Source organism: Haloplanus aerogenes, assembly GCF_003856835.1.
Taxonomy (GTDB): domain Archaea; phylum Halobacteriota; class Halobacteria; order Halobacteriales; family Haloferacaceae; genus Haloplanus; species Haloplanus aerogenes.
This window is the reverse complement of record NZ_CP034145.1, coordinates 1,134,830-1,149,306: the sequence shown is the minus strand read 5'-3', so window position 1 is coordinate 1,149,306 and position 14,477 is coordinate 1,134,830. Positions and strand designations below refer to the sequence as shown.

The following is a 14,477-nucleotide window of genomic DNA, read 5'->3' as shown; positions in this document are numbered from 1 at the left end:
ATTAATCATTATACAAATTCGCTAAGGTCTTTGGGCGGCTTAGTATGATATATATTGCCTTGTATGTGACTAGTGAAGCCTTACGGTAACAGGGACAGGCTGATAAGTGGGAACATAGAAGGGGGGTTATGACCAAGCCGCGGAGAGACGCCCACGCCGATCAGCGGGGGCTGGCTGACCCCACCGACGAGCGATCAAACTGTGGCGTAGGCGTCGTTCTCGACCTCGACGGCGGCGACTCCCACCAGACGGTCGCCGACGGTATCGACCTGCTCATCAACCTCGAACACCGTGGAACGACGGGTGCCGAGGAGGCCACCGGCGACGGCGCCGGGATCATGATCCAGCGGCCGGACGAGTTCTTCGAGGCCGTCGTCGACGCCGACCTCCCCGACACGTACGCCGTCGGCTCGGTGTTTATGCCCCAGGACGGCGCCGCCCGACAGGGCCTCATGACCATCTTCGAGCGGACGCTGGCCGAACACGGGCTGGACGTGTTCCACTGGCGCGACGTGCCCACGGACAACTCCGAACTCGGGCAGACGGCGCTCGACTCCGAGCCCAACGTCTACCAGCCGTTCGTCCAGCCGACCGAGGGGATGGACGAGGACGCGTTCGACCGCGCGCTGTACGTCGCCCGCCGAGCGGTCGAAAACGCCATCGAGGAACTCGACTCGGCCGGTGCCGGGCGGTTCTACATCTGTTCGCTCGACCGCAAGACCCTCGTCTACAAGGGCCTGCTCAAGGCGACGCAGCTCCCGACCTACTACCCCGACCTCGTCGACGAGCGCGTCAAGTCGACGCTCGTGCTCGTCCACGCGCGCTTCTCGACGAACACGCTCGGGGCGTGGCATCTCGCCCACCCCTACCGCAACATCATCCACAACGGCGAATTCAACACCATCCGCGGGAACATCAACTGGATGCGGGCCCGCGAGACGGACCTCGAACATCCCGACTTCGGCGACGACATCGACACGCTGAAGCCGATCATCAACGACCCGAACCAGTCCGACACCGCCTCGGTCGACAACGCCCTCGAACTCCTCGTTCAGGGCGGCCGTGACCTGCCTCACGCTCTCCGGATGCTCATCCCCGAAGCGTTCCGCAAGAACGACGAGATGAGCCAGGAGCGCAAGGACTTCTACGACTACCACGCGAGCCTCGTCGAGCCGTGGGACGGCCCGGCGCTCGTCGTCGGCACCGACGGTGAGCAGATCGCTGCCGCCCTCGACCGAAACGGGCTTCGGCCCTGTCGGTACGACGTGACGAAGGACAACCGACTGATCATGGCGAGCGAGGCTGGCGCGCTCGACATCGACCCCGCGGACATCGAGGAACGCCACCGACTCCAGCCCGGTCAGTTGCTCGTCGCCGACCCCGAACGCGGCGAAGTCGTCCCCGACGACGAGGTGTTCGACGACCTCACGGACGAGAAGTACGGCGAGTGGATCGAACAGGAACAGCGCCACCTCGGCGAGTCGGCCAAGACGGACTACGAACCTCGCGACGAAGTGGGGTCGCTCCGTGCCCAGCAAGCCGCGTTCGGCTACACCTACGACCAGCTCGACCACCTCATCGAACCGATGGCCAAAGAGGGCAAAGACCCCGTCGGCTCGATGGGTGACGACACGCCGCTGTCGGTCCTTTCCGACTTCAACCGACCGCTGTTCACCTACTTCAAACAGCTGTTCGCGCAGGTGTCGAACCCGCCGATCGACTACATCCGCGAGGAACTGGTGACGAGTCTGGAGTCACGGCTCGGTCCCCAGCGCAACCTCCTCGACGAGACACCGGAACACGCCCGACAACTCGTCGTCGACTCGCCGGTCCTGACCGACGCCCAGACTGCGGCGATCAAGGACCTCGACGGCGAGTTCAGCACGGCCGTCGTCGACATGACCTACGAAACGGAGAGCGACCTCGAAGAGGCCGTCGAGCGCCTCCGCCGCGACGCCCGCGAAGCTATCGAGGACGGCGCGGACATCGTCGTCCTCTCCGACCGGAACACCGGGCCGGACCGCGTGCCGATTCCGAGCCTGCTCGCGACCGGCGGGGTCCACCACGCGCTCGTGCGGAACGGCCTCCGCAACCACGCCGGTCTCGTCGTCGAATCCGGCGACCCCCGCGAGGTCCACCACCTCGCCACGCTCGTCGGCTACGGCGCCGACGCGGTCAACCCCTACCTCGCCTACCAGACCATCTGCGACATCGTCGCCGGCCCCGACGGGGCCGACGAGTCCGAGGCCATCTCCCACTACACGAAGGCGCTCGAAGACGGCCTGCTGAAGACGATGGCGAAGATGGGCATCTCCACCGTGGAGAGCTACCAGGGGGCGCAGATCTTCGAGGCGGTCGGGCTCTCCTCCGACTTCGTCCGCGAGTACTTCGAAGGGACGGAGATTCGGACGGAAGGGATCAGCATCCCCGAACTCGAAGAGGATCTCCTGACGCGTCACGCCGTCGCCTACGGCACCGATCCGGAACTCGAACGCCAGGGCGAGTACGAACACCGCTCGAACGGCATCCACCACCAGTGGAACCCCAAGACGGTCGGGACGCTCCAGCAGGCGGTTCGCTCCGGCAATTACGAGAAGTATCAGGAGTTCGCGGACCTGATCAACGACCAGCGGGAGGAACTCCACACCCTCCGCGGACTACTGGAGTTCGACAGCGACCGCGACCCCGTCCCCCTCGACGAGGTCGAACCGGTCCACGAAATCGTGGAACGCTTCTCGACGGCCGCCATGTCGCTCGGGTCGCTCTCGCCGGAGGCTCACGAGACGAACTCCATCGCGATGAACCGCATCGGCGGCAAGTCGAACACCGGCGAAGGTGGCGAACCGCCAGAGCGGTTCGGGACCGAGAAGGAGTGTAACATCAAGCAGGTCGCCTCCGGCCGGTTCGGCGTCACGTCGAACTACCTCTCCTCCGCCGAGGAACTCCAGATCAAGATGGCTCAGGGCTCCAAGCCCGGCGAGGGCGGCCACCTCCCCGGCAAGAAGGTCAACGAGATGATCGCCCACGTCCGCTACTCCACGCCGGGCGTCGGCCTCATCTCGCCGCCCCCGCTCCACGACATCTACTCCATCGAGGACCTCAAACAGCTGATTCACGACCTGAAGACGGCCAACCCCGAGGCCGACATCAACGTGAAACTCGTCGCGGAGGCGGGCATCGGCACCATCGCCGCCGGCGTCGCCAAGGCCAACGCCGACGTGGTCCACATCTCGGGTCACTCCGGCGGCACCGGCGCATCGCCGAAGACCTCGATCAAGAACGCCGGTCTGCCGTGGGAACTCGGCCTCGCCGAGGCCAACCAGATGCTCCGCGCGACGGGCCTGCGCGACCGCATCCGCATCTCCACCGACGGCGGCATGATGACGGGCCGCGACGTGGCCGTCGCCGCGCTCCTGGGCGCCGAGGAGTACGTCTTCGGCACTGCCAGCCTCATCACCTCGGGCTGTGTGATGGCGCGCATCTGTCACACCAACAACTGCCCGACGGGCGTCGCCACGCAGGACGAAGACCTCCGCGAGCGCTTCTCCGGGCAGCCGGATCACGTCATCAACTACATGGTGTTCCTCGCGCAGGAACTGCGTGAGATCATGGCCGAACTCGGCTTCCGGACGGTCGGCGAGATGATCGGCCGTCCCGGTCTCCTCGAACAGGTCGAGACCGACCACCCGAAGGCCAAACACCTCGATCTTTCGGCCATCATCGCCGAACCCGAAGGTGGCGAGCGCCACAAGGTCCGTGAACAGAAACACACGGACGTCGAGAACCACCTCGACCGTGGCCTGATCGGCGAGGCGTCCGGCGCCATCGAGGAAGGCGAACCCATCCACCTGCGTCAGGACATCTCGAATCAGGACCGCGCGGTGGGTGCCATGCTGTCGAACCGCATCTCGCAACGCTACGGCGAGAGTGGCCTGCCCGAGGACACCATCTCCTGCACCTTCGACGGCATTGCCGGCCAGAGCTTCGGCGCCTTCCTCGCCAACGGCGTGACGATGGAACTCGTCGGCGCCGCCAACGACTACGTGGGCAAGGGGCTCTCCGGTGGCAAGGTGATCGTCCGGACGCCAGAAACGGCGGCCTACGAACCCGAGGAGAACATCCTCGTCGGCAACGTCTGTCTCTACGGCGCCACACAGGGCGAACTGTACGTCAACGGCCTCGCCGGCGAACGCTTCGCCGTCCGCAACAGCGGCGTGAAAGCCGTCGTCGAGGGCGTCGGTGACCACGGCTGTGAGTACATGACCGGCGGCGTCGTCGCCGTTCTCGGCGAGACGGGGCGGAACTTCGCGGCCGGTATGTCCGGCGGCATCGCCTACGTCTACGACCCCGACGGCGACTTCGAAGACCGCGTCAACAAGGGCATGGTGACGATCCACGACGACCTCGAAGAGTCCGACGAGGCCATGCTCCGACGCATGGTCGAGAACCACGCCGAGTACACCGACAGCGACCGCGCACAGGCGCTACTCGCCGACTGGGGCTCCGAAGTGCGGAACTTCACGAAGGTGATGCCCGACGCCTACGCCGAGGTCATCGCCGAGGAGAGCCGCGAGGACGTGCGCAACGACCTTCCCGAACCCGCGTCGCCGGTCGGCGGCGCCGAAGTCGGCGCCGGGACGGTCCAGACTGGCGACGACTGAGACTGTCGGTCGTATGGCGCGATTCGACACGTCGGAGTGTCGAATCGAACCACGGACGTACAAGCCGGGAGAGCGACCCGCCGGCTACGCGGGCACTGAATAGCCAGCAAAAACTACGTTCTTCGACACTCGACGGCGACGCTATGCGTCGTCCGAACCGCTATCCGGGTCCTGGGCGTCGATGCCCGGCACTTCCGCTTCGAGCCATTCGCGGAACCACTTCACCCGTTTCAGCCGCTGGTGGGCGACGCTCTCGGCGGCGTCGCTCTCGACCCGACAAGCGGCGTCACGGCCGCGTTCGAGGACGCGGTCGATCATCTCGCCGGCGTCCATGTGCGTGCGCGACTCGTAGCCCATCCGCAGGAGCATCAACACGGCGCCGTTGGCCCCGATCTTGTCGAGGATGTCGGCCTCGATGAGACACTGCGTCTCCAGGGAGACATCACCGAGCGGTCCCTGATACGAGTGTTCGCGGATCGACTGGGTCACCTGATCGACGAACGACTGGGGGTAGTCGCCGCGGGTAGTGAGATACTCGCGCGCGACACGCGCGCCCTCGTCGGCGTGGCGTTCCTGCTCGGCTTCGAGTTTCGCGATGTCGTGAAACAGCGCGGCCACACGAACCACGTCGATATCGGCGCCCTCGCGGCGAGCGATATCCGTCGCGAGTTCGACCACGTTGAGCGTGTGGTTGAACCGGTATTCGGCGCTGTGCCACGGATACCAGCGCATCCGGCCGCCGTCCTCCTCGTTCTCGACGCTCGCAGCGAGATAATCCGAGACGAACTGCTTCATCTCCTCGAACTCCGCGTCCGGAACGGCGGACTCCTTTATTTCAACTCCCACGGTCCCACCTCCGTTGCGTTCGTGTTGCTCTCATTGTCGAAAAAAGGGGTGTTCGACTATTAGGCGTTACGACAGTCAGACGGAACCAATAGAGAGCAGGACGAGCAACCCGTAGAGGTATATCAGCCCCAAGATCACGTTTCGTTTCGGCGCGCGTGGTCGCATCCCGGGGAGTTTGAGCAGCCACGCACTGGTGGCGAGTAACGGGTGGAGCCACCGGTATTCCGAGGGGTCGCGGACGGCTCGTCGGAATCGTCGGACGACACGCGAGAGTTCGACGCTACCGAGCGTCATTGTGACCCGCCGTCGGAGGAGTCGTCTCCATCGTCGGTGCTGGACGAATCCGTGTCGCCGCCCGAGGAGGAACTGTCGTCCGGCGACTCGTCCGGCGAGTCGTCCGGCGTCGAATCATCTCCCTCCGAGTCGTCCGGCGACTCGTCCGGCGACTCATCCGGCGAGTCGTCCGGCGTCGAATCATCTCCCTCCGAGTCGTCCGGCGTCGAATCATCTCCCTCCGAGTCGTCCGGCGACTCATCCGTCGTGGAATCATCCGGCGACTCCTCCGGCGACTCATCCGTCGTGGAATCATCCGGCGACTCCTCCGGCGACTCATCTCCCTCCGAGTCGTCCGGCGACTCATCTCCCTCCGAGTCGTCCGGCGACTCATCCGGCGACTCCTCTCCCTCCGAGTCGTCCGGCGACTCATCCGGCGAGTCGTCCGGCGTCGAATCATCTCCCTCCGAGTCGTCCGGCGACTCGTCCGGCGACTCATCCGGCGAGTCGTCCGGCGTCGAATCATCTCCCTCCGAGTCGTCCGGCGACTCATCCGGCGAGTCGTCCGGCGTCGAATCATCTCCCTCCGAGTCGTCCGGCGACTCGTCCGGCGACTCATCCGTCGTGGAATCATCCGGCGACTCCTCCGGCGACTCATCTCCCTCCGAGTCGTCCGGCGAATCATCCGGCGAGTCGTCCGGCGTCGAATCATCTCCCTCCGAGTCGTCCGGCGTCGAATCATCTCCCTCCGAGTCGTCCGGCGTCGAATCATCTCCCTCCGAGTCGTCCGGCGACTCGTCCGGCGACTCATCCGTCGTGGAATCATCCGGCGACTCATCCGTCGTGGAATCATCCGGCGACTCATCCGTCGTGGAATCATCCGGCGACTCATCCGTCGTGGAATCATCCGGCGACTCCTCCGGCGACTCGTCCGTCGAGTTGTCCGGCGACTCCTCCGGCGACTCCTCCGGCGAGTTGTCCGGCGACTCCTCCGGCGACTCCTCCGGCGAGTTGTCCGGCGACTCCTCCGGCGACTCCTCCGGCGAGTTGTCCGGCGACTCCTCCGGCGACTCATCCGTCGAGTTGTCCGGCGACTCATCCGTCGAGTTGTCCGGCGACTCCTCCGGCGAGTTGTCCGGCGTCGATTCCTCCGGCGAGTTGTCCGTCGTTGAGTTGTCCGTCGTCGACTCCTCCGACGAGTCGGAGTCGGGGTCCGAACCGTCCTCGGACGACGTCGATTCGTCGTCTGCCGTCCCGTCGTCGGAGTCACTGGAATCGGAGTCGCTGTCGAACGTGGAGTCCGTCTCGCTCTCGTCCGACTCCGACGAGTCGTCCGAACTATCGACTGCCCCGGCGCCGGCCGAACCGGAGCTGGTGGACTGGTCACCCGATTCGGTGGGAGTCGGCGTCGGCGTCGATGTCGGCGTCGGCGTCGATGTCGATGTCGGCGTCGGCGTCGCCGTCCCGTTATCGGTGGATGCCGTCGCCGTCCCGTTCGTCGGATCGACGTTCGTCACGGGTTGGCTTTGGGTCTCGTTAGGCACGAACACCGCGAACGGACTGAACCCGGTCGTGACGGCGTCGAGTCTAACCGTCCGATCGGTGTGCCTGCCCACGGTGGTCTCCAAGAACAACCACTTCCCGGTGCTCTCGTCTTGGTGACCGATAGTCGCTTTCGACGGCGACGTATCGCCGAACCAGAAGGGGGCGAGCCAGAACGAAATCTTCGCACAACCTCCGTTGCCGGCCACGTCGAACTGCTTGAGTTTCTTCTGGTCGTCCGGATCGGGAGTCACACCCGTGGCACGTGCCGATTCGGCCTGCTGACAGGGAATCGGCTTGAGCTGGTACATGCCGTTCGAGAACTGCGCCTCGACGGTCAAAATCCCAGACGTAGATTCCGCGTCGGACAGCACCGTGTACGTCGCACCGCCGGACGCCGAAGCGATAACTACGAACGCGAGGAGGAGTATGGCGACGGTCTTCCACGTGATATCGAGGTCTCGGAGCGACATTCAGCGCTCACCCCCTATCAAGCTGCCACCGGTTTCCGTGAGCGAGTGAAAGGACCAGCTACCGGGATCGGAGTCTCTGTCTTGCATGTTCGTGTCGTCTCGGGAGTCTTTACACTCCCAGCCACCCGGGTCATTCCGGCCCGGGAAGTCGTACTTGCACCCGTAACTGTCGGGGCACGGGAGCGAATTGCTCCGGTCGGTGCCGGCGTACGAGTCGCCTTCTTGGGTGTGCGTGGTGCCGTCGCCGACCGTGAGCGAAAACTGACCGCCCCGGGAACTGACGTCGAACACGTCCAAGTTGGTGCCGTACTTGATGACGATGGTGTCGATCGAAGCAGGCAGGCTTCGAATCCCCAGCTTCCGTTCGTCGTCGCTCCGCTCGAAGCCGATATCGCGTTTGGAGAACGTTTCCGAACTACAGAACGCGACCCAGCTGATCCCGGATTCCTCGTCCGGATCGCCACCCGTACCACCACAGCTACCGGGGCACTGCCAGTCGGGGGCAACGGAGTCCGTGTTCATGACGTGGCGTGACTGGGTAGCGTAGAAGTCGAAGTCGAAGTCGACGTTAGTGTCGTCTCGAATACCGTCGCGGACTTCCCACTCGACGACGAGTTCCCACGTATCCGTGGGATCGAGTTCGCCGAGATTGATCCCCTCGCCGAACTGCTCGCGTGCCTCCCGAAGCGACAGGTAGTCGCTGGAGAGCCACCGATCGACGGTGCCGTCGCCATCGGTATCGATACCGAAGCGAACGAACAGCGCCTCTTCGACCGCCTCACACTGAGCGCATTTCGTCCGAAACCAGAGATAGGACGGGTTGTCCGAAACCGAGAGCGTGACCGTCTCCGTCCCACTATCGCCTTCCGACGCCGTGCCGAAACTCGAATCGGTCCCCCACGATGGCTCGGTGTCGAGGTCGACTATGCCTGCAATCATTTCTGAGTCGAAGTTCTCGGAGTCCTGCATCATCGCCGCGGTGCCGCTCCCGGCCGACGCCGCAGCTCCGGCGGTAGCCATCGCCCAGAGGAGCTTCCGGCGCGACAGGTCGCGGCCGTCGGTCACGTTCCACCACCACCCGTCGTGGACGGACTGTCGTCGGTCGACCGCCGATCCGGTTCGACCGTCTCCGTCGTGTCGCCGTCGGCGACCGTCCCCCCGTCGGTTTCGGGCGCCGCACGGTGCAGATACAGCGCGTCGTCCCGAGCCATGTAGTACGTGTCCTGCTCGTCGTCGTAGATGACCCAGTCGTCGCGGTCGAGAGCCATCTGAACCAGCGACTCGACCGAGTCCAGCGGGATCGTGGTACGCTCACCGATCCGCGCTGGGAGTTCGCCCTGTCGGACGACGCCCTCGATCGAACGGGTCGCCGAACCGGCCGAGTCGCTTTCTGCCCCACGACTGGCTAGATAGATCACGAGACAGAACAGGAACGCGATCGTCGTCGCGGTCGCGACGGCTATCGGCACTGCTTCCTGCATCGTGTACGCGACGTACCCGCTGTACGGCATGTACAGTCCGAACAGGAGCAAGAGCAGTTGGAGGCTCGACCGCGTGAGCGTGAATCCGTCACTCTCGCCGCCGCCGGTGCCAGTGGTGCCGACACTGGCGTCGGTGGTCGTCCGAGTCGCTGCCGTAACCGACGGCCCGTCGGTCGCCGTCGCGCTGGACGATTTGGGTTCGCGAATCTCCTTCGCCATCTCCCAGAGCTCCGAGAGGACGAACAGAACCATCGGCGTGAGCACGAGCGCGAGGAAGCCGACCTGCGTGTTGGCGAACTGGATCACGTGACCGATGAACGGAATCACGAAGATGACTTCACCCACCACCCGGTCGTGCGGAACGGTCCCCCGATCACGTTCCTCGTTGGCGTCGCCTTTGGTGACGTAGGCGACACCGTCCTCAGCCTGCTGTTTCTCGACCACTCGGTGAGTCGTCGGCGTGTCGCTCCCGGACCGCTGGAACGTAATGATGTCGCCCTGCTCGATCTCCGAGGCCGGCACCTCCCGGACGATGACCGCATCACCCGGGCTCATCTTCGGCTCCATACTGCCGGAGAGAACGACGAGTCCGTGGTCCGCCCCGACGACGCTCGGAACCGCGTAGACGACGAAGGGAGCGACGACGGCGAGCAACACGAGCACTACCAGCGCGTTCTTCGCCAAGCGAAGCGTGTTCCTGTCGGTCGTCGACTGCGCGTTCACGCGCGACACCCCCCGATCCGTCGCTGTCCGGGTATCATCACAGTCGTCCCCCGATGTGACTCGACCACTCGTCGTTCGCCCCCGTTTCGTCCATCACTACTATCGAGTAGTGTACCGGCCTTAGTTATCCGCTGCTTTGACACGACTCGCCAGGAGGTAAGCGGAGCCTGAAGGGGGGTCTGACGACGAGAGGGGTCACGGAACGTAAGAGGAGCGGGAACTCCTGCGAATCGACCGACCGAGTCCACACTACAAGAGTGTGAACGAGCGTCTAATGATCCATTAACCCCCGGTTTCGACATGGTTATCCCTCCGGGCACGGCCGCGGATCGAAGACGACCTGAAACGTTGCCGAATCCCCTTGGATGATGTTGCCGACGCTCTCCGGAATCCGCCACTGGAACGAGACGTACACCTCGTCGCCAGGGGAGAGACACGTGTCGCCGTCGATGGTGATCTGGTAGCCACCCGTATTCTCGGCTGCGTTGCCACCGATCCCACCCGCTGCGGGATCACGAGACACCTGGCGAAGACTCCCTTCCGCGACCGTCTCGTCGCCGATGATCGGCAGCGGTTCGAGTTCACCGTTGCCGGTGAGGATGCCTTCGTCGATCCAGACGGAAATCTCCGTCTCGTCGTCGAGTTCACCTTCGGACGAACTCGGATCGTCGCCGGCATCAAACTCGGGTTCGTTCACTCCGTTTTCGGACGTGTCGGAGAGCCGGAAGAGTAGATAGAGCTGTGCGTTCTCGGTCGGGGTGTCCCGTTCGAGGAGTTCGACCCGCATCGTCACCGAACCGCTATCGCCGGGCACCACCGCCTCGTCGACGATCAGCCCCACGTCGCCCGTCTCACCCTCCGTATCCGTCGTGAGTCCCGTATCTTCCTGCACCTGGCCGTTCACGATTTCGCGCCAGGAGAGTGCGATCCGCGGCGGCGCGTCGGTGAATCCATTCGTCTGCGCGTACGTCCCGTTCACCGTCCGCTGATTCATATCGATTGGATCGAGTCCGAGTGTAGCCCCGGCTCGATCCACACCGAGATAGAGAGCACCGGCACTCCCGACTGCGGCGAGGATCCGTCGCCGCGTGAGCGAGTTCAGGGGCATCTGAGAGACCCACCGACGGATTCGAACCGTCGCACTGGCGACCTGCGCGGGCTAAGGGATGGGGAGCGAGGTGGTCCCCAGTTAGACCTCTTCGCTGTTCATCCCGCTGCCGTCGTTGTGGCGGCACTGCTCGGTGTAGAAGCCGATGTCGAACGAAACGCCGTCAGATTGGAGTTCGTTCGCGTGGTCGACCGGAAGCCACCACGAGAAGCCAAAGCAGTGCGTGGCGCTCGCAGCGAAACAGTTTCGACCGGACCCGCCGCCTTGTTCGGCCGGGAGCTCCCCGTCGAGCGGGATGCCGCGGCCGTCGTTGGCGGTGAGTGCGGTCTCCAGCTCGCCAAGCGTGCCGGAGAAGATGATCTCCTCGCAGCCGTTGACGCCCGCGGTGATGTCTCCGGCAATCGTCTCGGCGAGGTCGACGAGGCTCGCGAAGTCGATGGGGTCGTAGAAGAACCCACTCTCGGCGGAAGTCGGATCGCCGTCGGTGCCGGCGATGCCGGCGCGCAGGAAGTTGTCCGCAGACGGCGTGAGACCGATGCCGGCGACGCGGATGATGGTGCCGTCGTTCTGGATGTCCGTGGCGACAGCCGCGCTCTCGTCCTGTTCGGCCTGGGAGGAGGAACCGTCGGCAATGCCGTCGGAGTAGACCGCGGAGGTGTAGGTATTCCCAGTGGGCGTGAGCGGGCCTCCCTCGTTCTCCTCGACGGTGTACGGCACGGTGTTGCCACCGCCGACGTAGTCTGGAAGACCGTCCGTGACAACCAGGATCACTTTTTTCGCACCGGATCGACCCTGGTCATCGAGCACCTGTTGCGCCAGATCCAGTGCGTACGGGAGCGGCGTGTTGCCGTTCCCCTGGTTGGGGAGGAACTCGCCGAGGTCGGGGCCACCAGTGTTGTCCGGATCGAACTGCGAGAGCGGTCCCATACCGGCGCGCAGAGCTGGACGACCGAAGACCCCGGTTCCGGACGGGTCAACGTCGTCGGGATCGCCTGCGCCGTTGAACGTCAGGAAGCCGGCCCTGACCTGATCACCACTGGTCGCATTTTCGAGTGCAGTGATGAACTCGTTCCCCGCGTCCCGGAGGAGCTCCGCCTCCGAGGGAACACTTTCGTCGTCCTCACCGGGACCGCCAGTATCCTCGTCCAGATCCCCGTTGATGCTGTTTGACGTGTCTGCGACGATCATCAGGTCGATCAGTTCGTCGCAGGTGAAGAGGTTGTCACAGTCGTCGTACCAGAGGGCAGTCTGAATCTGGTCGACGAGTTCGACCTCACCACCGGGTCCGTCTTCGTCGGGGTCGTCGAGCTCAGGCTCGGTGAACCCGTTCTCGCTCGCATCCAGACCACCCGGCATGTTCATCCAGAGGTAGCCGGGGTTGTCACAGAGGTGCGTACTGAACGTGACCTCGCCGAAGTCGCCCGGCTTCACGTCCTGCAGATGGATCATCGGTGCCGGCGAGCCATCGTCGAGACGCGTGTCGTCGTTGTCCGTCCGGCCCAGCGGATCGCTGTCCGGATCGAGTCCCTCGTCGTTGGCGCCCACGTCGGCGAGGTAGTCACAGGGAGCCCGATCGTTCATTTCCTCGATCGGGAACTCCGCGATGCCGTCGTTGTTCGAATCGGGATACGCTTCGATGGACGTGTTGTCCATGAAGTCGTCGACGTACGCTTCGGGCACCCAGAGAAGCGGCTCCTGATCGTTGTCGAAGCCCTCCGTCCCGGGCGGGAACGGACGGTACATCCCCGGATTATCCGGGCGCTCCATCGTCACTTCGAATTCGCCGACGCCGTCGTCGCCTTCGCCGTCACCGCCGTCGTTCTCTTCCCGGTCGTCGTTCTCGTCCGCGGACCAGTTGGAGTAGTGCTCCTCCCAGTCCAACTTGAGGTCGAGTTCGCCCGCAACGAGTCGGTTGTTCTGGAACGTTTCCTGATCGCTGAAGAACGCGGACGTTCCGAGTCCGGCCCCAGCCGACGCCACGCCGATGCTACCGAGAGCGGCGAGCGCTTTCCGCCGTGAGAGTTCGAAGTCGTTGTTTGACATGGTTTCGTGTTCTCGTTCGACCGCATTGAGGCGGCCTCACTCCCCGTCCCGGGGATGCCCACCGGCGGAATCGAACCGCCGTCAGCGTCGGGGGGAGACGCTGTCTCCAAGTGGGTGTGAGGGGTCCGTTATTCCGCGTCGTCGTCGACTTCGTCTTCGAGGCCCTCGTTGTTCATGCCGCTGCCGTCGTTGTGGCGGCACTGCTCGGTGTAGAAGCCGAGGTCGAACGTCGCGGAGTCGGACTGAATCTCGTTGCCGTGGTCGATGGGAACCCACCACGCGAACGCGAGCGAGTGCATGGTGTTCGCCTCGAAACACCCCTGGTCGCCGGTCCCGCCACCGGCTTCCGCGTTCATGTTGCCGTTGAGTTCGTATCCGGCCGAACCCCCGCTGACCATTCCCAGAACCTCGCGGAGCGATCCCGTGTTGAGCATCACGCCGCCCTCGTCGCCGTCTTGGTAGTTGTTGCCGTTGTCGACCCAGACGGCAGCCTGCACGACGTCGAGGAGTTCGACCACGTCGCTCTCGCTGTCCTCGCTCGCCGGTCGCTCTTCGGTCTCCTCTTCGTCGGGGTCGTCGGCCTCCGGTTCGGTGATCCCGTTCTCGCTCTCGCTGATGACGCTGCCGTTCAGCCAGACGTAGCCGGGGTTGTCACACAGCACGAAGTCGAACGTGACCTCGCCGAAGTCGCCCGGCTTCACGTCGTCCAGTTCGATCACTGGCTTCGTGGCGTCGTCGGCCTGTGCGTTCGCGACGAGGGCACCGTCACCGTTGTCGACACATTCGACCGGGCCCTGATCGTCGACGCCATCGCCGTCGGTATCGCCGGCGTTCGGATAGACGCCGGTCTGGGTGTTCGTGAGGAACTGGTCGGGGTCGTCGACGGCGATCAGCCACGCGTCATTCGCGGGCAGGCCCGTGTACTGCGTACCGTTAACCGTGGGCAGCTCACCGGCACTCCCGGTTTCGTTGGGACCGCCGTCGTACATGATCACGTCGACGTCGTCGTCGGTCGTCTCCGTGTCACCACCGTCCTCGTCCGGGCTCCAGTCCGAGTAGTGCGCCGTGTACCCGACGCCCATGTCGAGCGTGCCGGCCACGAGCGAGTTGTTCTCGAACGTCTCCTGGTCGGAGAAGTACGCGCTCGTGCCCAGACCAGCACCCGCCGACGCTACGCCGATGGTGCCGAGTGCAGCTAGTGCCTTCCGCCGTGATATGTCGAATCGTTCGTCCGTCATGGTGTGTTTCCCCTGTGAGGGGATGCCCACCGACGGAATCGAACCGTCGTCGCGACCAGCGTGGGTGTTCCGACACCTCTATGCATAAC

The 14,477-nt window shown here is 64.5% G+C and carries 9 protein-coding genes; 1 reads left to right on the top strand and 8 read right to left on the bottom strand.

The features are described 5' to 3' along the window. Positions 1-128: 128 nt before the first annotated feature. Positions 129-4,661 carry a glutamate synthase large subunit gene (gene gltB / locus DU502_RS05770; RefSeq protein ID WP_121920935.1) on the top strand — a complete coding sequence of 1,511 codons (4,533 nt, stop codon included), beginning with the start codon at positions 129-131 and terminating at the stop codon, positions 4,659-4,661. Between the two features lie 141 nt (positions 4,662-4,802). Here the strand turns inward: gltB and DU502_RS05765 are convergent, their stop codons facing one another. The 8 genes from DU502_RS05765 to DU502_RS05730 form a co-directional block, all read right to left on the bottom strand. Then, entirely contained in the window at positions 4,803-5,507 is a 705-nt protein-coding gene (locus DU502_RS05765) for an HD domain-containing protein (RefSeq protein WP_121920936.1), read from the bottom strand. Positions 5,508-5,582: 75 nt separating this feature from the next. Continuing rightward, positions 5,583-5,801, bottom strand: a complete 219-nt coding sequence (locus DU502_RS05760) for a hypothetical protein (protein WP_124897031.1) — start codon at positions 5,799-5,801, stop codon at positions 5,583-5,585. Next, positions 5,798-7,795, bottom strand: coding sequence for a midas domain-containing protein (locus tag DU502_RS05755; RefSeq protein WP_124897030.1), 1,998 nt, complete (start codon positions 7,793-7,795; stop codon positions 5,798-5,800). Before DU502_RS05755 ends, DU502_RS05760 begins: the two co-directional genes overlap by 4 nt. Beyond that, positions 7,796-8,860, bottom strand: coding sequence for a hypothetical protein (locus DU502_RS05750; RefSeq protein WP_121920937.1), 1,065 nt, complete (start codon positions 8,858-8,860; stop codon positions 7,796-7,798). Further along, positions 8,857-9,999 (bottom strand): signal peptidase I, encoded by a 1,143-nt coding sequence (locus DU502_RS05745; protein WP_199722721.1) that lies wholly within the window; start codon positions 9,997-9,999, stop codon positions 8,857-8,859. The genes DU502_RS05750 and DU502_RS05745 overlap by 4 nt, the downstream gene beginning before the upstream one ends. 304 nt (positions 10,000-10,303) lie before the next feature. After that, positions 10,304-11,107, bottom strand: coding sequence for a hypothetical protein (locus DU502_RS05740; RefSeq protein WP_121920938.1), 804 nt, complete (start codon positions 11,105-11,107; stop codon positions 10,304-10,306). A gap of 81 nt (positions 11,108-11,188) precedes the next feature. Next, the gene (locus DU502_RS18540) at positions 11,189-13,150 is read right to left on the bottom strand and encodes a vWA domain-containing protein (protein WP_199722722.1); all 1,962 of its coding nucleotides are present in this window, start codon (positions 13,148-13,150) and stop codon (positions 11,189-11,191) included. A gap of 128 nt (positions 13,151-13,278) precedes the next feature. After that, positions 13,279-14,388 (bottom strand): SipW-dependent-type signal peptide-containing protein, encoded by a 1,110-nt coding sequence (locus DU502_RS05730; protein ID WP_121921021.1) that lies wholly within the window; start codon positions 14,386-14,388, stop codon positions 13,279-13,281. Positions 14,389-14,477: the final 89 nt, after the last annotated feature.